The 25334-nt window shown below is 31.2% G+C and carries 23 protein-coding genes; 13 read left to right on the forward strand and 10 right to left on the reverse strand.

Annotated elements, in window-relative coordinates; genetic code table 11:
* Positions 1–31: 31 nt before the first annotated feature.
* The 6 genes from BA195_RS03755 (at position 32) to BA195_RS03780 (ending at position 9333) form a co-directional block, all read left to right on the forward strand.
* Positions 32–1336 (forward strand): TolC family protein, encoded by a 1305-nt coding sequence (locus tag BA195_RS03755; RefSeq protein ID WP_068702576.1) that lies wholly within the window; start codon positions 32–34, stop codon positions 1334–1336.
* Between the two features lie 102 nt (positions 1337–1438).
* Entirely contained in the window at positions 1439–2515 is a 1077-nt protein-coding gene (locus BA195_RS03760; protein ID WP_068702578.1) for an efflux RND transporter periplasmic adaptor subunit, read from the forward strand.
* A 194-nt stretch (positions 2516–2709) separates the two neighbouring features.
* Complete coding sequence (locus BA195_RS03765) at positions 2710–5904, forward strand: efflux RND transporter permease subunit (protein WP_068703917.1); 3195 nt, start codon at positions 2710–2712, stop codon at positions 5902–5904.
* A 29-nt stretch (positions 5905–5933) separates the two neighbouring features.
* On the forward strand, positions 5934–6122 hold the full coding sequence (locus BA195_RS03770) for a YgaP family membrane protein (protein WP_068702580.1): 189 nt from the start codon (positions 5934–5936) through the stop codon (positions 6120–6122).
* 188 nt (positions 6123–6310) lie between these two features.
* On the forward strand, positions 6311–6817 hold the full coding sequence (locus tag BA195_RS03775; protein ID WP_176714949.1) for a toxin-antitoxin system YwqK family antitoxin: 507 nt from the start codon (positions 6311–6313) through the stop codon (positions 6815–6817).
* A 110-nt stretch (positions 6818–6927) separates the two neighbouring features.
* Complete coding sequence (locus BA195_RS03780; RefSeq protein WP_068702584.1) at positions 6928–9333, forward strand: helix-turn-helix domain-containing protein; 2406 nt, start codon at positions 6928–6930, stop codon at positions 9331–9333.
* A 74-nt stretch (positions 9334–9407) separates the two neighbouring features.
* Here BA195_RS03780 and BA195_RS03785 read toward each other — a convergent pair whose 3' ends face one another.
* From BA195_RS03785 to BA195_RS03830, 10 genes are all read right to left on the reverse strand, one after another.
* Positions 9408–10118: a DUF547 domain-containing protein gene (locus BA195_RS03785; RefSeq protein ID WP_068702594.1), complete on the reverse strand. Its 711-nt coding sequence runs from the start codon at positions 10116–10118 to the stop codon at positions 9408–9410.
* A gap of 146 nt (positions 10119–10264) precedes the next feature.
* Positions 10265–11578 carry a Fe-S cluster assembly protein SufD gene (gene sufD / locus BA195_RS03790; protein WP_068702596.1) on the reverse strand — a complete coding sequence of 438 codons (1314 nt, stop codon included), beginning with the start codon at positions 11576–11578 and terminating at the stop codon, positions 10265–10267.
* Between the two features lie 55 nt (positions 11579–11633).
* The gene (gene sufC / locus BA195_RS03795) at positions 11634–12383 is read right to left on the reverse strand and encodes a Fe-S cluster assembly ATPase SufC (protein ID WP_068702598.1); all 750 of its coding nucleotides are present in this window, start codon (positions 12381–12383) and stop codon (positions 11634–11636) included.
* Between the two features lie 6 nt (positions 12384–12389).
* Complete coding sequence (locus BA195_RS03800) at positions 12390–13232, reverse strand: N-acyl homoserine lactonase family protein (RefSeq protein WP_068702600.1); 843 nt, start codon at positions 13230–13232, stop codon at positions 12390–12392.
* Between the two features lie 16 nt (positions 13233–13248).
* Positions 13249–14697: a Fe-S cluster assembly protein SufB gene (gene sufB, locus BA195_RS03805; protein ID WP_068702602.1), complete on the reverse strand. Its 1449-nt coding sequence runs from the start codon at positions 14695–14697 to the stop codon at positions 13249–13251.
* A 15-nt stretch (positions 14698–14712) separates the two neighbouring features.
* The gene (locus tag BA195_RS03810) at positions 14713–15042 is read right to left on the reverse strand and encodes a HesB/IscA family protein (protein WP_068702603.1); all 330 of its coding nucleotides are present in this window, start codon (positions 15040–15042) and stop codon (positions 14713–14715) included.
* Positions 15043–15149: 107 nt separating this feature from the next.
* Positions 15150–16214: a cytochrome-c peroxidase gene (locus BA195_RS03815; protein ID WP_245662312.1), complete on the reverse strand. Its 1065-nt coding sequence runs from the start codon at positions 16212–16214 to the stop codon at positions 15150–15152.
* 7 nt (positions 16215–16221) lie between these two features.
* Positions 16222–16980, reverse strand: coding sequence for an MbnP family protein (locus BA195_RS03820; RefSeq protein ID WP_068702607.1), 759 nt, complete (start codon positions 16978–16980; stop codon positions 16222–16224).
* 2 nt (positions 16981–16982) lie between these two features.
* Complete coding sequence (locus tag BA195_RS03825; protein ID WP_068702609.1) at positions 16983–18305, reverse strand: hypothetical protein; 1323 nt, start codon at positions 18303–18305, stop codon at positions 16983–16985.
* A complete protein-coding gene (locus tag BA195_RS03830; protein WP_068702611.1) occupies positions 18306–19535 on the reverse strand; it encodes a choice-of-anchor B family protein in 1230 nt (409 codons plus the stop codon).
* A 137-nt stretch (positions 19536–19672) separates the two neighbouring features.
* Between BA195_RS03830 and thiL the strand changes: the two genes are divergently transcribed.
* The 7 genes from thiL (at position 19673) to BA195_RS03865 (ending at position 25313) form a co-directional block, all read left to right on the forward strand.
* Positions 19673–20719, forward strand: a complete 1047-nt coding sequence (gene thiL / locus BA195_RS03835) for a thiamine-phosphate kinase (protein ID WP_068702613.1) — start codon at positions 19673–19675, stop codon at positions 20717–20719.
* Positions 20720–20828: 109 nt separating this feature from the next.
* Positions 20829–21299, forward strand: a complete 471-nt coding sequence (gene lysM / locus BA195_RS03840) for a peptidoglycan-binding protein LysM (RefSeq protein WP_068702615.1) — start codon at positions 20829–20831, stop codon at positions 21297–21299.
* A 107-nt stretch (positions 21300–21406) separates the two neighbouring features.
* Positions 21407–22303, forward strand: a complete 897-nt coding sequence (locus tag BA195_RS03845) for a DMT family transporter (RefSeq protein ID WP_068702617.1) — start codon at positions 21407–21409, stop codon at positions 22301–22303.
* A gap of 31 nt (positions 22304–22334) precedes the next feature.
* On the forward strand, positions 22335–23201 hold the full coding sequence (locus tag BA195_RS03850; RefSeq protein ID WP_245662313.1) for a YicC/YloC family endoribonuclease: 867 nt from the start codon (positions 22335–22337) through the stop codon (positions 23199–23201).
* 1 nt (position 23202) lies between these two features.
* Positions 23203–23787 (forward strand): guanylate kinase, encoded by a 585-nt coding sequence (gmk, locus tag BA195_RS03855; RefSeq protein WP_068702621.1) that lies wholly within the window; start codon positions 23203–23205, stop codon positions 23785–23787.
* Positions 23788–23817: 30 nt separating this feature from the next.
* The gene (gene nadD / locus BA195_RS03860; RefSeq protein WP_068702624.1) at positions 23818–24402 is read left to right on the forward strand and encodes a nicotinate (nicotinamide) nucleotide adenylyltransferase; all 585 of its coding nucleotides are present in this window, start codon (positions 23818–23820) and stop codon (positions 24400–24402) included.
* A gap of 47 nt (positions 24403–24449) precedes the next feature.
* Positions 24450–25313 carry a M23 family metallopeptidase gene (locus BA195_RS03865; protein ID WP_068702626.1) on the forward strand — a complete coding sequence of 288 codons (864 nt, stop codon included), beginning with the start codon at positions 24450–24452 and terminating at the stop codon, positions 25311–25313.
* The last annotated feature ends 21 nt before the right edge of the window (positions 25314–25334 follow it).

The following is a 25334-nucleotide window of genomic DNA, read 5'->3' on the forward strand; positions in this document are numbered from 1 at the left end:
TAAGTTTGCAGTAACTTAATTGAACTGTAGCATGAATAATAAAGTATTAATACTGTTTTTTATATTATTTACTCTTTTAGCAAAAGCACAAGAGATAATAGTTATTACTAAAGAAGATGTTATATCTAAAGTAAAAGAGAATAACGAGGCTATTAAAATGTCTCAACAAGATTTTTTAGGAGCAAAAGCAGATTTTAACCAAACAAATGCGGTGTTTTTACCAAATATTACAGCAAGTCATACAGGTATTTCAACTACAAACCCATTAATGGCATTTGGCTCTAAATTGAATCAAGAAATTTTAACACAGAATGATTTTAATCCAGTTTTGTTAAATGATCCTAAAAGAACTCAAAATTTTGCAACAAAATTAGAAATTCAACAACCATTAATAAATTTAGATGGTCTTTATCAAAGAAAAGCTGCCAAATCTAAAATGGAAGCAATGTCTTTAAAAACTGAACGCACGAAAGATTATTTGTTATTAGAGGTAGAGAAATCTTACATGCAATTACAACTAGCATATAAAGCAGTTGGCGTGTTAGAGAAAGCTTTAAAAACTACAATGACTAATAAAAAAATGGCTGATAACCGTTATGAACAAGGTTTTTTACAACGTACAGATGTTTTAAATATAGAAGTACGAGTTACAGAGGTTAAAAACCAGTTGCAAGGGGCAAAAAGTAATGTACAAAATGTATCAAACTACATTTCATTTTTAATGAACGATAAGAGTTATGTTGTGTATAAACCTACTGATAATTTATTAGTTACTAGTTTTAATATTGATGAAAGAGTCATTTCAGAAAATAGGGCAGACATAAAAGCGATGCAGCTAGCTTTAAAAGGATACGAGGCAATGAATAAGGCTGATAAAATGACTTTTTTACCACGTTTAAATGCTTTTGGAAGTTATGAAATGTACGATGATAAGGTGTTTAGAGGTAGTGCAAATGGTTATCTGGTTGGAGCACAATTAAGCTGGGATATTTTTAAAGGGGCAAAACGTTTTGGAAAAATACAAAAGAGTAAAGCTGAATTAGAGAAATCTAAGTTAGCGTACAATCAATATGTGTCTAAAAGTAACTTAGAACTAAATAAAGTAAAACGTCAATTAGTAGATGCTAAAAATAAATTAACATTAACAGCTTTAGCAGTTGAGCAGTCTAAAGAGTCTTTAAGAATTAGAAAAAACAGGTTTAAAGAAGGTTTAGAAAAAACAGCTGATTTGTTACTAGCAGAAACTCAGTTTTTGCAAAAAGAATTAGCGTATAATCAAACTGTTTTCGAATACAATTTTACACAAGTGTATTTAGAATTTTTAACTAAAGAATGAAAATAGTTGACAGTAAGCAGTTGCAGTTTTTAGTAAAATAATCTTAAAAAAAAATGTCTGGTTGAGCGCAGTCGAAACCTAAAATTATAAACAAACTATAAAATGAAATATATATATACAATTCTAATTTTATCTGTTGCATTAACATTTGCAAATTGTGGTAAAGAGCATAAAGAAGAAGCTGTAGATAATTCTCCACCGATTAAAGTTCAAGTGAGTAAGATTACCGAAAGCAATAATGGTCAATTTTTATCAGTAAGTGGAAAAATACAAGCTGTAAATAGTGCCGATTTAAGTACTAGAATTATGGGGTACGTTAAAAAAGTACATGTAAATGTTGGTGATAAGGTTAAAAAGGGGCAGTTGTTAGTTTCTATTAATAATACTGATTTACAGGCTAAAAAAGCACAGATAAAAGCAGGGATTTCACAAGCTAAAACTGCTTTTAATAATGCTGAAAAGAATTACAATCGTTTTAAAAATTTATTCGCAAGTACGAGTGTTAGTCAGAAAGAAATGGATGATATGACTGCTAATTACGAAATGGCAAAAGCGGGTTTAGAAGCTGCAAAACAGCAAAGGAACGAAATTAATGCTCAGTTTGCTTATTCGAATATTAGAGCTCCTTTTACAGGTGTTATTACAAGTAAGAATATAGAAAATGGTGATATGGCAACTCCTGGTGTTCCTTTAATTAGTTTAGAAACGCCTAAGTATTTTGAGGTAATAGCAATGGTTCCTGAAACAGAGATATCACAAATTAAAAAAGGATTAGCAGTTACTGTTTTAGTTAAGTCAATTGCTAAAACTGTTAAAGGAAAAGTAAGCGAAGTAAGTATTTCTGCTAAAAATACAGGAGGTCAGTATTTAGTAAAAATAGCGTTAGAGAAAACAGCTGTGAATATTTTATCGGGTATGTTTTCTACGATTCAGTTTCCTGTAAAAAGGAAAGTAAAAACGTCATTGGTATTAATTCCTAAAAAAGCAATTGTTAAAAACGGTCAATTGTCTGGTGTTTATACAGTAAGTCAGCGTAATACAGCGTTGTTGCGTTGGTTGCGTTTGGGAAGAGTTTATGGTAATAAAGTTGAGGTTTTATCAGGTTTAAATTCTAGTGAATCGTACATAGTTTCTGCTGAAGGAAAATTATTTAATGGAGTTAAAATAAGTGTTCAGTAGACGGTAGACATTGAACAGTAAGTTGATCGTCTTGAAGGAATAGATTAAGAATAGTAAAGAATTGCGTTAGGGATAGTAGTGAAAATCCTTTTTATGTCAGTTCGAGTGAATTTGCCTAAGCAAATTTGTATCGAGAACTGCGTAAAAAGATTGAAACGGATAGCCTGTTAAAACGCCCAAAAAAATATAAAAAAATGAAAGAAGGTTTAGCAGGGAAAATTGCAAAAGTCTTTATTGGGTCTAAGCTTACGGTGCTTTTAATGATCGTTTTTATGGTTATTGGAGTGTACAGTTCGTTTTTAATACCAAGAGAAGAAGAGCCACAGATTGATGTGCCAATGGCGGATATTTTTGTTGGATATCCAGGAGCGAGCCCTACAGAAGTTGAGTCTAGAGTTGTAAAGCCTTTAGAAAAATTAATTTCTAATATTAAAGGTGTTGAGTACGTGTATTCTACATCGATGAACGAAAAGGCAATGGTTATTGTGCAGTTTTATGTGGGTGAAGATATTGAGCGTTCGTTTGTAAAATTGTACAATGAAATTAATAAACATATGGATCAAATGCCAAAAGGTGTTACGTTTCCATTAGTGAAAACACGTGCGATTGATGATGTACCAATGTTGGGGTTAACTTTGTGGAGCGAGCATTATGATGATTTTCAGTTAAATCAAATGGCGCAAGAACTAGAGTCGGAAATTAAAAAGATAAATGATGTTTCTATTACGCATAAAATTGGAGGAAGAAATCGTCAGTTAAGAGTAGTTTTAGACAAGGATAAATTGGCTGCAAGCGGATTAGATTTCTTATCAGTTTCAGAAATGATAAAAGCCAACAACACCCAGTTAAGATCGGGAAGTTTTGATAAAAACGATACGGAGTTTTTAGTAAATACAGGTAAGTTTTTAACTTCTGTTACTGATGTTGAAAATTTAGTGGTTGGTGTGCAGCAAAATCAACCAATTTATTTAAAACAAATCGCTACAATTGTTGATGGCCCTGAAATACCTCAAAATTATGTGTCTTTAGGTTTTGGAAAAGGAAGTGTAAAATCATCCGATTACGAATCGGAATATCCTGCAGTTACTTTATCTGTAGCGAAAAGAAAAGGGGCAGATGCAATGAAAATTGCAGAATCGATTTTAGCAAAAGTAACACGTTTACGTACTACTTTAATTCCTGACGATGTACATGTAGAAGTTACTAGAAACTACGGAGAAACTGCATCACACAAAGTATCTGAATTATTATTGCACCTTATTGAGTCAATCATAGCGGTTACTTTAGTCGTTATGTTGGCAATGGGCTGGCGTGGTGGATTGGTTGTGTTTTTATCAGTGCCAATTACGTTTGCTTTAACATTGTTAAGTTACTACATGTTAGATTATACGTTAAACCGAATTACGCTTTTCGCCTTGGTTTTTGTAACAGGTATTGTGGTAGATGATTCCATTATTATAGCCGAAAACATGCACCGACATTTTAAAATGAAACGTTTGCCTTTTAAACAAGCAGCTTTATATGCGATAAATGAAGTTGGGAACCCAACAATTTTAGCAACATTTACAGTAATTGCTTCTGTTTTACCAATGGCTTTTGTATCTGGTTTAATGGGGCCTTACATGGCGCCAATGCCTATTGGAGCCTCGATAGCAATGATTTTGTCATTATTTGTTGCTTTAACGATTACACCTTATTTAGGATACATTTTTTTACGTGAAAAAGATAAAAAGAGTAGTGTAGAAAAGGTTGAGAAACCATTAGAAGAAACATTTATTTACAGAATTTACAATAAGTTTGAAAGGCCTTTATTAGAGAATAAAATAAAAAGGTGGTTGTTTTTAGGAGGAACATTTGTTGTGTTAATGGTAACAATGTTATTGTTTTTTACAAATTCGGTTGCAGTTAAAATGTTACCTTTTGATAATAAAAACGAGTTTCAAGTAGTAATTGATATGCCAGAGGGTACAACTTTAGAACGTACAGCGGTTGTTACACAAGAAATTGCTCAGTATTTGGCAACAAGACCAGAAGTGGTGAATTATCAAAATTATATTGGTACTTCTGCTCCGATAACTTTTAACGGATTGGTTCGTCATTACGATTTGCGTGGTGGATCTAACATGGCTGATATTCAAGTAAATTTGGTTGATAAAGGAAAACGAACGATTCAAAGTCATGGTATTGCAAAATTACTACGTCCTGAAATGCAAAAAATTGCAGCAAAATACAATGCAAATGTAAAATTGGTTGAGGTACCACCAGGACCACCGGTTTTATCAACAATTGTTGCTGAGGTTTATGGACCTGATTATAAAGAGCAAATTAAAATAGCGAATAGCGTTCAGAATATTTTAAAAAACACAGCAGATGTTGTGGATATTGATTGGATGGTTGAAGATGATCAAACTGAATATCAATTTGAAATAAACAAAGAAAAAGCAATGTTGTATGGAGTTGCACCACAACAAATAGCATATACCATGAATATGGCATTGGCTAACAGCCCAATTACGAGTTTGTATGATGAAAATGCTGTAAGTCAGGTTGGGTTGATTTTGAGCTTGGATGAAAAAGAAAAATCGACCATTTCTGATATTTCACAATTAAAAATAAAATCGAAACAGGGTAACATGATTTCTATTGGAGATTTAGTAGATATTACTGAAACTGTAAATGCAAAAAGTATTTTTCGTAAAAATCAAAAGCGAGTTGTGTATGTAATGGCTGATATGGCAGGTGAATTAGAGAGTCCAGCCTATGCAATTTTAGGAATGGAAGCGAAGTTGAAAGAAATTAAACTTCCTGAAGGTTATAAATTGAACGAAATGTATTTAGGGCAACCAGATTTTGAGGATGATTATACCGTAAAATGGGATGGTGAATGGCAAATTACACTAGAGGTTTTTAGAGATTTAGGAATCGCTTTTTTAGGAGCAATTATCTTGATTTATATTTTAATTGTTGGTTGGTTTCAAAATTTTAAAGCACCAATTGTAATGATGGTAGCAATACCGTTATCGTTAATAGGAATTATTTTAGGGCATTGGATGATGGGCGCATTTTTTACAGCAACTTCATTTATCGGTATGATTGCTTTAGCAGGAATTATGGTGCGGAATTCCGTTTTATTAATAGACTTTATCAATTTACGATTAGCTGAAGGAATTCCGTTAAAACAAGCGGCAATTGAAGCAGGTGCAGTACGTACAACGCCTATTTTATTAACTGCTGGTACTGTTGTAATTGGTGCTTTTGTAATATTATTTGATCCGATTTTTCAAGGTTTAGCAATTTCGTTAATGGGCGGAACTATTGTGTCAACGGTATTAACATTATTGGTTGTGCCATTGGTGTATTATATGATTGAAAAGAAAAATTATAAATAGTGTTGATTATAAATTAAAAACTAAATAAGATGTTAAATAAATATTTTAGAATTATCGTTGGTTCTTTTGTTTTACTAAGTGTAATATTAACGGTTTATGTAAATCCTAATTGGATGTGGTTTACTGTGTTTATTGGCTTGAATTTAATTCAGTCAGCATTTACAAAATGGTGTTTGTTAGAAACCATTTTGATGAAAGTGTTTAAGATCCAGAAATAGGTTTCTGTTAAAAGGATTTTTTATAAACAATACCCCTATGCGTTTTGTATAGTGGGTATTTTACAAAGTTACTTTTAGTTAACTTCGTCGCATTGAATTTTATTAAAAGTTAATATATAATGAAAAATTCCTTAACTTTAATAATACTTTTTTTTTCGAATCAATTGATTGGACAAGAAATTGTCAGAATGAAAGATACTTATATTGACGGAAACCTTGTTTATAAAGTGGTTAATGATAGTCTTTTTAACGGGATTTCTAACCATAAACGAAAAAATGGGGATCTTGTTTATGAAGAAGAATTTAAAAATGGAGTTATTCTATTAAGTAGAATGTATTTTAATGGGAAAAAGAAAAGAGTTTCTAATGAAATAATTTACAATTCAACTAAACCATATGTTATTTCAAAAGAAAATTTATATAATTTAGAGAGTGAAGTTTTTAGAATTATAACTTATAATAATGATGGAGTGAAAATTCTTGTAGAGCAATTTAAGAAAGGTAAATTAATTTATAGTTGTCAATATTCAGGAAAAAAGAAGCACGGAATTGAACTTGGTTATAGTGAGAGCGGTGAGCTATTAATTCATAGTTGTGAATATAAAAAGGGAAAAAAAGATGGAGAAGAACTATGTACTGATAAAGAAGGGAAAAAGATAATACGTAAATATAAAAAAGGTAGGAGAATAAAATAATTATTTCTATTGTTTAAAAATCATATCGATCACTCTTAATTTTAGCAACATGTTATGCTAAAAAAAGTACTTTTACATTTATTAGTAAAAAATTGTAGTAACCTTTTGTGATGATAGAAAATAGAGAATTAGACCTTGCCATTCAGTTTATAGAAAAAACAGATAGAAACCTTTTTATTACGGGAAAGGCAGGTACAGGAAAAACTACTTTCTTACATAAAATAAAAAATGAATCCTTAAAAAGATTAGTTATTGTTGCACCAACAGGTGTAGCAGCAATTAATGCAAAAGGAGTTACTATTCATTCTTTTTTTCAAATGCCATTTGGCCCAATTTTACCCAATCAATTAACCAATAATTCTAATCAACAACGTAAATTTAATAAAACTAAAATTGACATTATTAGATCGTTAGATTTAGTGATTATTGATGAAATTAGTATGGTTAGAGCCGACTTGTTAGACGGTATTGATCAAGTTTTACGAAAATATAAAAACCGAAACAAAGTTTTTGGAGGCGCACAAGTTTTAATGATTGGTGATTTACAACAATTATCGCCCGTTGTAAAACCAAACGAATGGAGTTTACTACAACAACACTATAATTCGGTTTATTTTTTTAGTAGTAAAGCATTTCAAGAATCTAATACGTTAAGTATTGAATTGAAGAAAATTTATAGGCAAGATAACGAAGAATTTATAACTATTTTAAATGAAATTAGAAATGATTCTTTATCAGAAAAGTCAGCTTCAATTTTAAATAAAAGATACAATCCAACTTTCGAACCTAAAAAAAACGAAGGCTATATTACCTTAACAACTCATAATAAAAGAGCCGACACTATTAATACTTCTGAATTAAAAAAATTAAAGAAAAAAAGTGTTTTTTTTAAGGCTGATGTTTCGGGTAAATTCAATGAAAACGCATATCCGAATAATGAAAAATTAGAATTAAAAGAAGGAGCACAAGTAATGTTTATTAAAAACGACAGTTCTCCTGAAAAACGATATTTTAATGGTAAAATAGGAAAAATCACCTTAATCGATGAGGATACTATTTATGTTAAATGCCCGAATGATGATGATGAAATTGAAACAACAAAAGAAACTTGGGAAAACATAAATTATTCTATTAATGAAGAAACTAAAGAAATAAAAGAAGATATTACAGGTTCTTTTTCACAAATTCCATTACGATTGGCATGGGCAATTACCATTCATAAAAGTCAAGGTTTAACTTTTGAAAAAGCTATAATTGATGCCGAAGCTTCTTTTGCGCACGGACAGACTTATGTTGCCTTAAGTAGGTGCACAAGTTTAGAAGGGATTGTTTTAAAAACACAAATTAGTAGTAGTTCGATTATTAATGATAGGACGATAGATTCATTTACTAAAAATGTAAGTGAAAACGAACCAGATGAAAATGTTTTAAGTTTTTCAGAAAAAAAATACCAACTTAATTTAATAGCCGAATTATTTGATTTTAACTCTTTTTTATACCCAACAACAAGGGCAATCGACTTATATTACAAAAATAAAACAAGCTTAAATGGTATTATGATTAACCATTTAGAAATGATAAAGGATAACGGAATAATACCATTATTAAGAGTAGCAAATAGTTTTAAAATACAATTGCTACAACTTTCAGAAAATGCTGATTTGGTTGAAGATAATGAGGCTATAAACGATCGTTTTTTAAAAGCAATTGACTACTTTACAAAACAAACAGAAGAGTTTATTAAAAAACCATTAAGTGGCGTTTCATTTTCAACAGATAACAAAGCACTACAAAAAGATTTAGAGAAGCAAATTTATGCGTTACAAGATTTAGTAACCATAAAATTATTTTGCTTTCTAAAAATGAAAAATGGATTTGAGGTTAAAGATTACTTAAAAGTTAGAGCTGATGCTGTTTTACAGAATGTAGTGAAGCCAAGTAAAAAGAAAATAAATTCATCTAGAGATCCTGTTTTAGCAATTAGTTTACGTGAATTGAGAGATGAAATTCATAAAAAAGAAAAAATTCCTCATTTTCAAATTTTTACCCAAAAAACACTCTATGCTATTTGTGATGCAGTTCCAAAAACGGCACAACAATTATTAAAAGTTGAAGGGATGGGGAAAATTAGAGTACAAAAATATGGTGGTAGAATTTTAGATACTATAAGTAATTATATTAAAAAACAAGGAATTAACGACACAAAAAAAGTAGTTAAAGAAGATAAAATACCAACACGGCAAATAACCTTTAATTTATTTAAAGAAGGATTTTCAGCCAAAGAAATAGCCAGTAAAAGAGGCTTAACAATTAATACGATTGAAAGTCATTTAGCGAGTTTTATTCCTGAAGGAGATATTGATGTTCTTGAAATTATTCCATTAAAAAGATATAACAAAATAGTAAAAGCTGTTGAAAATATTGAGTTTAAAAGCTTGACAGATTTAAAAGAAAAAGTAGCAAAAGATTATAGTTATATGGAGTTGCGAATGGTATTAATGTCTTTAGAAATTTAAATATTATATGAAAAAACGTAAAAACAAGTATTTGTTTTTACGTTAATAATATAAGGATTATAGATAGAGGAGCTTTATAATCCGTTTAAATTCCAGTCATATTCTAAATATGATACTGCAGCATTATCATTTACTTTAACCATTGAGTACTTGTTAATATAATCAACCAACGAAGTTTTAATTGTAAAATCTTCTTGATACCATTCAAACATCTTTGATACCTCAATTTTATTTAATGTTATTTTGTTTTTACTAGGGTCGTTAATAAATTTTTTCATTAATAATTCTAAAGAGCTATTGATGTTTTTAGAAGTGAAAGCAAAGTTTGCAAAGCACGGTCCTGATTTTGAGGCTGCGTTTATAGCAACATGAATTCTTGGGTCGTCATGCCAACGACGTAATATTTTATGTTCAATATAGTCTAACGAATATGTTTTTTTACCAATGACTGCAAAAGGTATTTTCCATGCATTTCTACCTTTACGTTTAATATCAGTAATCTTTTTTAAAGGGAAACTATCTAATATTAGTTTAATCGTATAAGCATTATAAGCGTTAATCCAAAAAGCTTTAGCTTTTGATGCTGACCAATTTTTACCAGGAACTGTTTTTTCTAAATGATTTAAATATAAATCTAATAAAGCACGATTTTTTCGTAATCCTTTATAATCTACATTTCCTTGTTTTGTTACATACGTTTTTAGGAGTGCATTAAAAACATCGGTTTGTGATTGCGATTGAATGCTAATAAATAATAAGCAGAATAGAGTAATTGTTTTTCGCATCTTTTTCTAGTTTTAAATTTTAATTATTTCACTAGTTTTGACGAAGCAGTTTTTAAATCATTACAAAACTTAAGTTTTTTTTAAAAAAATAAAGCTCATTCTATATAGAATGAGCTTTATTTTTAAAGATTTAATAAAAACAGATATTATAAGTCAAATCCGATATTAACGCCTAGTTTATTGGCAATTAATTTATTAATTAGTTTTTTAACTTCTGGTATTTTTACGCTTTCTAAAACAGTATTTGCAAAGGCATACATTAATAAAGCTTTTGCTTCTTTTTGAGGGATACCTCGTTGTTGCATGTAAAATAACGCATCTTCATCTAATTGACCAATAGTGCAACCGTGCGAACATTTTACATCGTCTGCAAAAATCTCTAATTGTGGTTTTGCATTAATTGTAGCTTTATCACTTACTAAAACATTGTTGTTTTGCTGATAAGCATTTGTTTTCTGCGCCTCTTTTTCAACAATAACCTTACCATTAAAAACAGCAGTAGAACGCTCATCATAAATTCCTTTATAATCTTGATGAGACTCACAGTTAGGTTCAATATGATGTACTAAAGTATGATGATCTACGTGTTGTTTTCCTTCAGTAATTGTAATTCCTTTTAAGATAGAATCGATATGTTCTCCTCTTTGATAAAAGTTTAAGTTGTTACGTGTAATATTCCCTCCGAAAGAAAAAGTATGTACAGAAACAATACTGTTTGATTTTTGCTCTATGTAAGAGTTATCTACCAAAGAGGCATTTTTATCATCATTCTGAATTTTATAAATATCTACTGTTGCATCTTTTGCAGCATATACTTCAGTTACCGCGTTTGTTAAAACTGGATTAGAAGTTAAGCTTTGATGACGTTCGATAATTTGTACATGTGCATTTTGCTCGGCAACAATTAAGTTACGAGGTTGTGTCATGGTAGCTTGTTCAGTACCTGTTGTAAAATAAATAATTTGTATTGGTTTTTGTACCTCTACATTTTTAGGAATGTTAATGTAGGCACCTTCATTTGCAAAAGCAGTATTTAATGAAGTTAAATTATCTTGCTCGGCTATTTTATTGAAATAGTTTTCAATAACCGCCTTGTATTTCGGTTTTGTTAATGCTGATGACATTAAACAAACATCAATCGTATCATGTGTAGTTTCTGATAAAAAAGAGCTGTATTTTCCATCAATAAATACAATTTTATAGGTATCTATATCATGGATAAAATATTTTTTTACATCTGCTAACTCGATAGCATTTTCCGAGCTAGGAAAAATACTGTAATCTTGTTTTAATACTGATTTTAAAGAGGTGTATTTCCATGCTTCTAATTTCTTAGTAGGAAATCCTAATTCTTCAAAATTTTGTAGCGCTTTGGTTCTAATATCATGTATATCAGAGTTTACATCTACACCATTTTCAAAAGCTACGTATGATGCAGCTAGTTTATCTTTTAATTCCATTTGTTTTAGTTTTAAAGTTGTAAGTTTTTAAAGTTTTACTTTTTAAACTTTATAACTAAACTAATTCGTTTTTAATCCAATCATATCCTTTTGCCTCTAACTCTAACGCTAATGAAGCATCTCCTGTTTTTACAATTTTACCATCGTGTAAAACGTGTACAAAATCAGGAACAATATAATCTAATAAACGTTGGTAGTGCGTAATTACAATTACTGCGTTATCTTTAGATTTTAATTTATTTACACCGTTAGCAACAATGCGTAAAGCATCAATATCTAAACCAGAATCGGTTTCATCTAAAATTGCTAACTTAGGCTCTAACATTGCCATTTGAAAAATTTCATTACGTTTCTTTTCTCCTCCAGAAAACCCTTCGTTTAAAGAACGTGATAAAAATTTACGATCTATTTCTAATAATTCAGATTTTTCACGAATCATTTTAAGCATATCTTTAGCAGGCATTTCTTCTAAACCTTGTGCTTTGCGCGATTCGTTAATTGCTGTTTTAATAAAGTTAGTTACCGTAACTCCAGGAATTTCAACCGGATATTGAAATGATAAAAACACACCGTTATGGGCTCTCTCTTCTGGCGCCAATTCGCTAATATCTTCCCCATTTAATTCGATAGTTCCGTTTGTAACTTCGTATTCTTCTTTTCCTGCAATAACAGAAGCCATTGTACTTTTACCAGCTCCGTTAGGACCCATTATTGCATGAATTTCTCCTGCTTTAACTTCTAAATTCAATCCTTTTAAAATTGACTTATCTTCTATATTAGCGTGTAAGTTTTCTATTTTTAACATTACTGGTTACTTTTTTAATAGATTTTGTAATTTTTTGAAAGCTATTGGTGAATGTTGAATGATCACCTCAGCATTTTTTTCTTTAGCAAAAGCTTCAAATTTTTGCATGCTTGCTAAAGTTTGTTCAACATTATAGTTGAATGAAGGAACCCTTTTGTTGGCTCTGTTTTCTTCAAAATGATATAAATCTCCTGTTAATAAAATTGGTTTTTCAACTCCAGAAGCTTCAATATATAATACTTGATGACCAATAGTATGACCTGGCATGTATTTTATAACAACAGTACCGTCACCAAAAACATCATAATCACCGTTTAATTTTTGTACATTTTTTAAGGCTGCTATCGCAGGATTTTTTTTAGCTAAAGAATCTCCTGCAACCGAATTGTATTCGTTTTCTTGTATCAACCAAGTAGCGTCTTTCATATAGTTTGCATGCCCAGTATGATCAAAATGCGAGTGAGACATTGCAAAATACTTGAAATCTTCAATTTTAAAACCAATCGATTTTAATTGATTTGCTAAAGAATCGGGTCTTTGTACAGTAAAGGTTCCGTCGCCAGGAGTAACCGCTTCAGGTAATACCAAGTTTTCAGGTAAACCAGCATCCCACATTAAGTTCCCTTTTGGGTGCGATATTACATAATAGGCATCGGTAAACTGTTTTGTTTGACCGGTGTACGTTGTATCTTGCGAAAAAACCTCTAACTTATTTACTAAAATTGATCCACCAACTAATTGAAATAATTTTACTTGGGGCTTTTTAACTTTGTTAGGTACTTCTTTCTTTTCGGTTTTTTTACAACCAATAATAAGGATAGAAAGAGCTATAAATATTATTTTTTTCATTTCGTATCTTTATTAATTATCCTACTGAACCTTCTAAACTAATTTCTAATAATTTTTGAGCTTCAACAGCAAATTCCATTGGTAATTTATTTAGTACTTCTTTACTAAATCCGTTTACAATTAAAGCAATGGCTTTTTCGGTATCAATACCACGTTGGTTACAGTAAAATAATTGATCTTCACCAATTTTACTTGTTGTTGCTTCGTGTTCTATTTGTGCCGATTTATTTTTTGTTTCGATGTACGGAAATGTGTGTGCGCCACATTCATTACCCATTAATAAAGAATCACATTGCGAGAAATTACGGGCATTTTCTGCTCTTGAATTTATCTGAACTAATCCTCTATAAGAGTTTTGTGATTTTCCGGCTGATATCCCTTTTGATATAATAGTTGACTTGGTATTTTTACCCAAGTGAATCATTTTAGTTCCGGTATCAGCTTGCTGATGATTGTTTGTTACGGCGATTGAATAAAATTCACCAACCGAATTGTCACCTTTTAATACACATGAAGGGTATTTCCAAGTAACTGCTGAACCTGTTTCAACTTGTGTCCAAGAAATTTTAGCATTCGTTTCGCATAAACCTCTTTTGGTTACAAAGTTATAAACACCACCTTTTCCTTCAGCATTTCCAGGATACCAGTTTTGAACTGTTGAGTATTTAATTTCAGCATCGTCCATGGCTATTAGTTCAACAACAGCCGCGTGTAATTGATTTTCATCTCTACTTGGTGCTGTACATCCTTCTAAATAAGAAACATAACTACTTTCGTCGGCAACAACTAAGGTTCTTTCAAATTGCCCTGTTCCACCTTCGTTAATTCTAAAGTATGTTGATAATTCCATCGGACAACGAACGCCTTTTGGAATGTAACAGAAAGATCCATCAGAAAATACTGCCGAATTTAAAGCTGCATAAAAGTTATCAGTTGTTGGTACAACGGTTCCTAAATATTTTTTTACCAATTCAGGATGTTCTTGAATTGCTTCTGAAATAGGCATAAAAATAATTCCTTTTTCAGCTAAAGTTTCTTTAAATGTAGTTGCAACAGATACAGAATCCATTACTATATCAACAGCTACATTTGCTAATTTTTTTTGCTCGTCTATAGAAATCCCTAAACGCTTAAAAGTATCTAATAACTCAGGGTCAACTTCATCTAAACTATTTAATTTTGGTTTTTCTTTTGGTGCCGAATAATAAGCAATGTCTTGAAATTTTGGTTTTTCATAGTGAACATTTGCCCACTCAGGCTCTTCCATTTTTTCCCAAACTCTAAAGGCTTCTAAACGCCACTCGGTCATCCATTCTGGTTCGTTTTTCTTTTTAGAAATTGCACGAACTACATCTTCATTTAACCCTTTTGCAAAGGTTTCACTTTCTATATCAGTATAAAAACCATATTCATATTCTTTGGTTTTTAACTCTTCTCTTAAATCGTCTTCGGTATACTTGCTCATAATTGAGTTGTAATTTTATAAACTAAAAGATTCTCCGCAACCGCATGTACGGTTTGCGTTTGGATTGTTAAATACAAATCCTTTTCCGTTTAAACCTCCTGAATACTCTAAGGTAGTTCCTACGAGGTATAAAAAACTTTTTTTGTCAACAACAATTTTTACATTGTTTTCTTCAAAAATTTTATCGTTTTCTCGGGTGTTTTTATCAAAGGTTAAGTCGTATGATAATCCTGAACAACCTCCGCTTTTTACACCAACACGAACGAAATCTGTGGTAGCATCAAAGCCGTCATCAGTCATTAACTCGATAACTTTCCTTTTTGCTGTGTCTGAAACTTTTATCATTGTTTTAAGTGGATTAACGCTAAATAGTTTGCAAATATACAATATAAGTCTCAGTTAATTACATAACTCATCATTGTGTTTTTTGATGGGTTTATTAGAATTTTTGATTATTCTTGAAAATCTAAATTTGTAACAAAATCATTGTCGGTAAGTGAAAATAAAAAGGCTTTTAAGTCGGCTTTGTCTTTTTCAGAAAGATGTACACCGCCTTGATTTACTTTTTTCATTAAAGGATCAATGGTTGAAGAGTTTTTTAATCCGGTAGAATAATGATTGATAACTTCTTCTAAAGTTGCAAAACGACCATCGTGCATGTAGGGTGCGGTGAATTTTAAATTCCTGATTGATGGGGTTTTAAATTTGCCGTTATCGTTAGGGTCGCCTGTAAAAGCGCCTAAACCTAAATCAGTAAAAACAACATCTAAACCGTTATTGTGAAATTGATTGTTTGTCCATAGTGGATTGTTGTCGCTACCATGGCAGTGAAAACAATCACCACGAGTTTCATCCATAAAAACATTAAATCCGTTTTGTTCTTCTGCTGTAAGAGTCGCTTTACCTAATAAGAATTTATCAAATTTTGAGTTACCTGAAATTAAAGTTCTTTCGAATTGAGCTAAGGCTTTGGTAATTAATATAGAATCGATTTTCACATTTCCGAAAGCTTGTTTAAATAGTGTTGGATATTCTGAATGGTCTTGTATTTTTTTAGCAACATTTGTCCATTCACTATGCATTTCTATCGGATTTCGAACAGGTTCGAATGCTTGTCGTTCGAGACTTAATTCTTTACCATCCCAAGCAAAGCGTTCGTCAAAATTCCATGCTAAATTGAATAGAGGCATTGAGTTGCGACTACCTAATAATCCGTCAACACCTTTGCTAAATTGAGCGTTATCGGTAAAAGCTTTTGAAGGATTATGACACGTTGCACATGATTGGGTATTGTTTTTAGATAAGATTTTATCAAAAAACAATTTTTTTCCTAAAGTAATTCCTTCTTTTGTTAAAGGGTTGTTTGTTGGAATTACGGGAGCAATTATTCTTTGTTGAAATAATTCGGGTATTTTTAAAGTTACTGGTACAGGAGTATATAGGTCATTTTTTTCTTCTGTTGATGAACAGCTCATTAAAAGAAAGAACGACAACAGGTATATACTTTTTTTAATCATTTGTGTTTTATTGAGAGATTTTACCTAAACTAAAAACCCCGCTTTTACCATTTTCATACATTGTTTCTTGTGCTTCAAAATCCATCATCAAATCGATGCTTTTTTTATTTAAGTCCCAATCGTTTGGAGATTTAAACCAACCAGCTACATTCATTTTAATTTCAATAGTTGCATCGTTTTTTAGCAATATGAAAGGGGTTATTACTGGTATTGAAGTATCTATAATAGAATCTTTTTCTTTGTCATAGGCTTTAATAGTGTGAAAGTTATATGGTTTTTCGGCTCCTAAGGTATCTTTAAATTTACCATCTAATTGCATAAAATGATAACCGCCACCCATCATATCAGGAACGATCCAGTCAGCTGAATTTAATTTAGGGTGAATGCCACTGATATTATCTTCATTTTTAAACCCGAAAGTAAATAATAATTTATAGCTACCTTCAGATATTTTTTTAGAAAGCGTATGTGTTAAACTATCAGGTTTACTGATGTCTAATAGTTTGTAATTGTTAAACTTTGTGGTGTCTCCAGCACCATCAACAAGGCTAATGCGAGAAATTAAATAACGCAACCTACTTAATGTTAATTTACTTCCTGTTTTATTTAGAAATTCAGTATTTCCGATGTCTGACTTTTCAATTTTAGTACCATCCCAATTTTGGGTAAAATTGATTTTTACACTAACTTCTTTAATTAACTCATCGTTGTCTGAACTACAAGAAAAAAGAAATACGCTTAAAAAAAATACAATATACTGTTTCATTTTTATTTTAATTTGATAATTAGTAGGTCTGAAAAACCTTTGTTTGTTGTTATATCTTGATTGTTGCTACTACTTTCGCCAACGGCAATAATTTCGCCATTTGTTAATTCAATGGCATCGTAGCAAAAATCTATTTCGGTGCCACCCACGGTTTTTTGCCAAAGTAAGTTTCCGTTAGCATCAATTTTAAGAATTAAAGCATCATTTTGCCCTTTGTTTGTAAATCCATTATCTGCACTTCTTGAACTTCCTGAGATTAGAAAGCCACCATATAAGGTTTTATGAATAGAACGACCAACATCAAAACTATTACCACCGTAATTTTTTTGCCAAAGTAAATTACCTTCAATATCTATTTTGATAGCCCAAAGATCTGCCCCTCCATTATTTTGAGTCACATCTTTATTGGTGCTACGAGTGTCGCCAATAATTATAAAATTACCATCGTTGGTTGGTGTAATTGCTCTTGCTTCGTCAATTTCATCACCACCAAATGATTTTTCCCAAAGTAAGGTTCCTGTTTTGTTGATTTTTACAATCCAAAAATCGTAGCTTCCTTTGTTGTTGTTAATATCTACGTCGTTACTATCAGATGAACCAACCATAAAATAACCATCAGTAGTTTCTGTTACTCCGTAGCAAGTATCGGTATTGGTTCCTCCAAAATATTTTCGCCAAATGATATTTCCATTAGTGTCTAATTTAATTCCCCAATAATCACCACCAGCATGTCTTGCTGCTGAGCGGGCATTCCCTAATCCTCCAGATGCGGTTACGTCTAAAATACTACCAATAAAATATCCGTTATCACTTGTTTGAATTAAACAGAGACCTTGATCCGTTCCAGAAAAACCTGTAGTTGTTTTCCATAAAATGTTTCCTGTAATATCGGTTTTTAAAATCCAAACATCTTCAAACCCGTTATTAGAATTTAGATCGCCGTCGTTACTTTTACTTTGCCCGATAATTGCATATCCGTTATCATTGGTTTTAATAATTTTGTGTGCCTTTTCATCTTTTGAACCTCCGTATGTTTTTTGCCATTGTAATTGGTCGTTAGCGTCAAATTTTAACAACCAAAAATCGTATTGAATTGCTGTTTTTGTTGTGGTAACATCTCCATCAATACTTTGTGTAGATCCTAAAACAAGGTATCCATTATCAGAAGTTTTAAGGATGCTTTTTCCGCTTTCATTTTTTGTGCCTCCAAAAGTTTTTACAAAGTTAACTTCGGGTACTTTTGCTAATGCCGGAAACTCTATTGTATCTTTATTACAATTAAAAAATGTTACTAAAACTAAAGTAGCTAAAAGTTTTTTAAGCATTTATTGTTTTTTAAGGATAAATAAGCCTTTGTTAATATCGCTTACTACTATTTTACCGCTATTAAAATATGGATAAACGTTCCAAACACCATTAAAATTAGCGCCATCGTTATTTGTATAAGTATCGAAGTAACCTATTTCTGAAATGTTTTTACTTTCAATACTTGAAATATCAATAAAACGTACACCTGCTGTGTAGTTTGCTAAATAAAAAATGTCGTCTTTTATATAGCCGTTATGATCTATTGCATCAGTAGGGCCTGTATAAATGAAGTGTTCTTTCGGGTTGTCTAAATCAGTAAAATCAAAAATAACGGTTCTTGTTTTGTTACCAAAATTTTGTTCGTCTAATTCATCACCTAAAATAAAATATTTTTTGTTTTCGGTAAACCAACCTTGATGGGTGTAGCCAACGTTAGCATATGTAATTTTAGCAATTGTTGTAGGGGTTGCTTTATTGCTAATATCTACAATTACTACTTCGTTTTCATTACTACCTATTAAAATTTCTTTACCGGTGTAGTCTGTGTCTGGTCCATTGTAGTTAATTACTTGTGCGTCATGGCTGTAATTGTCGGTACCCCAACCACCTTCGCTTACTGGATTTTTAGGGTCTTGAATGTTTATAAATAAAGGACCTCCGTTATTTAATGGTGTTCCGTTTAATTTTGTTCCTACGGGATATGCGTACCCTGATTCTTTGTTGATAACAATGTTGTGAGCACGTCCAAAATCGGTGAAATGAGTATCGGCAGTAAAAGTTTCGGGAGGATTTGCAACATTTCTTAATTTGGTTAAATCAAAAACTTGCATTCCATGATTAGCAGCTTCGCTTACAATAAAGGCATGGTCTTTATAAACTTTTATGTCGTGCCAAGAGCTGTTTACGGTTGCGGTAGGTAGTTTACCTAAATATATAGGTTTTTCGGTATCGCTAATATCAACAAAAACGGTTCCGTTTTCTACCCCCATTATTGCGTATTCTTTGTTGGTGGTAGGGTCTGTCCATCCCCAAGAGTCATTTCCTTCGGTAGCATCAAAAGTACTTAAAGGAATGTTTAAAAGTAAATCGTAGTTATTACACGGGTATATGCCTGCTTTACCGTCTTTACATTCAATTTTGTTTTTACTATCTTTTACAGGTTCTTGATTTTCAATTTCGTTATTAGAATCACAAGAGATAAAAAGTGATATGAAAAAAAAAGCAAGTAAAATTTTATGTTTTATCATAACAAGGAGGTTTTAAAAGTACTAAATTAAGGAATAACTAATTATAAAACATTTAAAAATGCTTAAACCCTATGTTTATTTCAGTTAGAGTTAGTTATTTATACTATTTTTTAGCTACTTGTTGTTATCTTTGCAGCATGTTAGCAAATAAAAATCAAGAAAGAACTTCATTAGCTAAATTGGGAGAGTTTGGCTTAATAAATCATTTAACAGAACATTTTAAAATATATTGCAGTTCAACTCAAAAAGGAATTGGAGATGATGCTGCCGTTATAAGTTCGTCAGATAAAGAGCTATTAATAACGACTGATTTGTTAATAGAAGGTGTGCATTTTGATTTAAGTTATATGCCTTTAAAACATTTGGGATATAAAGCTGTAATGGTAAATTTATCGGATGTGTATGCAATGAATGGTGCTGCTGAGCAAATTACGGTATCAATAGCAGTTTCAAATAGATTTCCGTTAGAAGCTTTAGAGGAGTTGTATGCAGGTATTCAATTAGCATGTGATACTTATAAGGTTGATTTGATAGGAGGAGATACAACATCATCAACTAAGGGAATGTTAATTTCTGTTACCGCGATAGGTAAGGCAAAGAAAGAGGATGTTGTGTATAGAAACGGGGCAAAAGCAACTGATTTAATTGTTGTTTCGGGAGATCTAGGAGCAGCTTATCTTGGTTTACAAGTTTTAGAAAGAGAAAAACAGGTGTTTCAGGTAGATCCTAAAAATCAACCAGATTTAGATGCTTATACTTATTTGATAGAGCGTCAATTAAAGCCAGAAGCACGTAAAGATGTTACCGAATTATTAAAAGAATTAGAGGTGAAACCTACTTCAATGATTGATATTTCAGATGGATTATCATCTGAAATTATGCATATATGCTCACAAAGTAAGTTAGGTTGTAAAATTTATGAAGAAAAATTACCATTAGATCCACAAGTGATAGCTACTTCAGAAGAATTTAATATGGATAGTACGATGATTGCTTTAAGTGGTGGTGAAGATTATGAGTTGTTATTTACCGTACCAATTGCCGATTTTGATAAGATAAAGGCAAATCCGCATTTATCTATTATCGGGCACATGGTTGAAGAAAATCAAGGAATGAATTTGGTAACTAGAGCAAATCAAGAAATGGAATTAAAAGCTCAAGGTTGGAACTCTTTTGAAGAGTAAATGATATCTTTAATCTAAAATTAAATTAATAAAAATTTAAACGTGGTATAAAAATTGTATATTAGTAATCAGTAAACAATATTATTAATCAACAAAAAATTAAAAAGGAATGGGAATTTTTTCATTTATTAAAGATGCTGGAGCCAAAGTGTTTGGTGTTGGTAAAACTACAGCTGAAGAAGCAGCTGAAAAATCAGCTAAATTAGTAAACGCTGTAAATACGCTTGAATTATCGGTGGCAGATTTAGCAATAACAATTGATGATGATAAAGCTACAGTTTCAGGTGAAGCAGTAGATTTAGCGACAAAAGAAAAGGTTGTTTTAGTAGTAGGTAATACAAACGGTATTGCATCTGTAGAAGATAATATGACTGTTGCTGAGGTTGAAGAAATTGAAGTTGCAGCAATGGCACAATTTCATACAGTAGTTAGCGGAGATACTTTAGGTAAAATAGCAAAAGAATTTTATGGAGATGCGATGAAATATCCTGTGATTTTTGAGGCAAACAAGCCAATGTTATCACATCCAGATAAAATTTATCCAGGGCAATTATTAAGAGTTCCGCCTTTGGTAGATTAATTAAAATAGTATACTATTTAGTAAAAAAAGTACTGCATTTGCAGTGCTTTTTTTTGATTAAAGTTCAACATTATTCTTCATCTTTGCGCTTTAATTAAAAGAGTAAAATGAATCAAAGAACGCTAGCTTTAATTGCTACATCAATAGCAACACTTATTTATGGAGTAACTTTTACAGTTGCCAAAGAAGTAATGCCTATGTATATAAAACCATTTGGATTTATATTACTGAGAGTGGGTGGAGCGGCAATTGTTTTTTGGATATTAGGTCTTTTTGTAAAAGCAGCATCTATAGAAAAGGCAGATTATAAAAAAATTATAATAGCAGCTTTTTTTGGGGTGGGGTTAAATATGCTTACCTTTTTTAAAGGTTTAAGTTATACAACACCAATTAGCGCTTCGGTAATAATGGTTACAGCGCCTATTTTAGTACTAATTTTTGCAAGTATTCTTTTAAAAGAAAAACTGATTTTAAGAAAAATTATTGGTATTGTTATAGGATTAATAGGGGCCATTGTTTTAATAATTTATGGAAGTTCGTCAACTACAAATGCAGAAAATGTAATGCTAGGAAACTTGTTAGTATTTGTAAACGCAGCTTCGTATGCCATGTATTTAGTACAAGTTAAAAAATTAATAGCAAAATACAATCCAATAGTATTTGTAAAATGGTTGTATTTATTTGGTTTTTTATTCGTTGTTCCTTTCGGATTATCAGAATTAGTAGAAGTTCAATGGCATTTAATGCCAATATCAATTTATTTAAAAGCAGCATTTGTAGTATTGTTTACTACATGTATCACCTATCTATTTAATCTATTTGCGCTTTCAAGATTAAAACCAACAACTGTGAGCGTTTTTATTTATTTGCAACCTGTTATCGCATCTATATATGCTTTATTTGTAGGTAGTGATAGCTTAAATGCCATAAAAATAGCAGCAACATTATTGATCTTTTTAGGTGTGTTTTTGGTTACCAAGCAAGTGGCTACTAAAAATAAATAAATGTATCTTTGCGCTTTATTAAAATGAGGATATGATACAGTCTATGACGGGTTACGGTAAATCCGTATTACATTTACCATCTAAAAAAGTAACCATTGAAATTAAGTCGCTTAACAGTAAAAATTTAGACTTAAATACAAGAATACCATCTTATTATAAAGAAAAAGAATTAGCGGTTCGTAAAAAGCTAGCTAGTAACTTGGTAAGAGGTAAAATAGATTTTTCTATTTGGATAGAAACGACTGCAGAAGAAACTTCTACAAAGGTTAATAAAAATGTTGTTTTAGAGTATGTTCAGCAATTAAAAAATACACTTTTTACAGGTTCTGATAATGATGTAGAACTTTTAAAGATGGCAATAAAAATGCCAGATGCTTTAAAAACTGAGCGTGAGGAATTAGATGAAAACGAATGGGCTCAAATAGATATTCATATTGACGAAGCTTTAAAAGAAATAGTAGCTTATAGAACCGATGAAGCAAAATCTTTAGAAATAGATTTTAAAGAAAGAATAGCAAATATTCAAGCAGCTTTAAAAGAAGTTAGAGTTCTTGACGGAGAAAGAGTTGAAAACGTAAAAAAACGTTTGCAAAAAGCTTTAACAGAATTAAAAGTTGAGGTAGACGAAAACCGATTTGAACAAGAGTTAATTTATTACTTAGAAAAGTTAGATATTAACGAAGAAAAAGTCCGTTTAGCAAATCACTTAGTATACTTTTTAGAACAATTAGATACAGCTGATTCTAACGGAAAAAAATTAGGATTTATCGTTCAAGAAATAGGTAGAGAAATAAATACTACAGGATCTAAAGCTAATTTTGCACCAATGCAAAAAATAGTAATCCAAATGAAAGACGAATTAGAAAAGATAAAAGAACAAATTTTAAACGTTTTATAGAATGTCTGAAGATTTTAAAGGAAAATTATTTGTGTTTTCTGCTCCCTCAGGATCAGGGAAAACAACCATTGTTCGCCACTTATTAAAGCAAGAAAAGTTTAATTTAGAATTTTCTATTTCAGCAACTTCAAGAGCTGCAAGAGGGGAAGAAGTAAACGGAAAAGACTACTACTTTATTTCGGCAGATGATTTTAAGAAAAAAATTAAAGCGGATGAGTTTTTAGAGTGGGAAGAGGTGTATCGTGATAATTTTTACGGAACTCTAAAAACAGAAGTTGAACGTATTTGGGCTTTAGGAAAACACGTTATTTTTGATATTGACGTGGTTGGTGGATTACGTATAAAAAGGAAATTTCCAGAAGAAACTTTGGCAGTTTTTGTAAAGCCACCAAGTGTTGATGAGCTTAAAATACGCTTAAAGAAAAGAAGCACCGAAAGCGAAGATAAAATTAACATGCGTATTGCAAAAGCGTCGGTAGAATTGGCTACGGCTCCGCAGTTTGATAAAATTATTAAAAACTACGATTTGCAAGTAGCTTTACAAGAAACTGAAAATTTGGTTAGCGAATTTTTAAACTTAGATTAAGTAAGGTTAAGAATAAAAGAAGTTTTAATTATGAAAAAAATCGGATTGTATTTTGGTACTTTTAATCCTATTCATGTTGGTCATTTAATAATAGCCAATCAGATGGTTGAAAATTCTGATTTAGATGAAATTTGGATGGTTGTTACGCCACACAATCCGTTTAAAAATAAAACTTCTTTGTTAGATAATCATCATCGGTTAGAAATGGTGTATTTGGCAACAAAAAACTACGATAAAATTAAACCGTCTGACATTGAGTTTAATTTACCACAACCAAATTACACAATAAACACTTTAGCACATATATCAGAAAAATATCCGAAGTATAATTTTAGTTTAATTATGGGAGAAGATAATTTAAAGAGTTTTCATAAGTGGAAAAATTATGAAGCTATTTTAGATGATTACAGCATATATGTATACCCAAGAGTGTCAGAAGGAATTGTAGAAAATCAATTTAAAAATCACGAAAAAATACATCGAGTTGCTGCACCAATTGTGCAAATATCATCAACCATGATTCGTAATGGAATTAAAGCACAAAAAAACATTCAGCCATTACTCTCAACAAAAGTTTGGCATTATATAGACGAAATGAACTTTTATAAAAAATAGTTGCGAAAATTTTTCGTTGTATATTTGAAATCCAAATTAGTATACACGTGACAAAAATTCATAAAAAACGTAAGTTTAAACAAAAACTTGTTGACAAATATCGATTAGTAATTTTAAATGAAGCTACTTTTCAAGAAAAGTTTTCTTTAAAATTATCACGCTTAAACGTATTTGTTTTTGGCGGATTGTTTTCTATACTCCTCATCGTGCTAACTTCTTTATTAATAGCATTTACAGGCTTAAGAGAATATATACCGGGATATTCATCAACCTCTTTAAAAAAGAAAGCAACCCGATTGGTATATGAAGCTGATTCTTTAAAAACAAGATTGGCGGTTATGGAGCGTTTTACCCAAGCTTTAAAGCCTGTTTTAACAGGTGACATTGCCCCAGATAAAATAGATTCTATAAAAACAGAAGTTCAAAGTACTTCAATTAACGAGAGTAAATTATTAGCCACAAAGCAAGATTCATTATTTAGAGCAAAAGTAGAAGGCAAAGATAGATATCCGCTGTTAGAAGGAGCTGAAGGGAGGGCTAAAATAGTTTTCTTTTCGCCTTTAACAGGAAGCCTTTCACAAGGTTTTAATATGAATGAAAAACACTATGCACTCGATATTGTTGCTCAAACCGGTACACCTGTAAAAACAATTGCTGACGGTACTGTAATTTTAGCTGAATGGACAGCTGAAACAGGGTATGTAATTACGATACAACACCCTAATGAATTTATATCGGTATATAAACACAACGGAACTTTATTAAAGCAACAAGGAGATATTGTAAAGTCGGGCGAAGCAATTGCAAACGTTGGCTCTACAGGTGAGTTAACAACAGGACCACATTTACATTTTGAATTATGGAACAATGGATTTCCTGTTAATCCTACTGATTATATAGATTTTCAATAATAAAATGCATCAAATTTTTTT

Source organism: Tenacibaculum soleae (genome assembly GCF_001693415.1).
In the GTDB taxonomy this organism is placed as follows: domain Bacteria; phylum Bacteroidota; class Bacteroidia; order Flavobacteriales; family Flavobacteriaceae; genus Polaribacter; species Polaribacter soleae.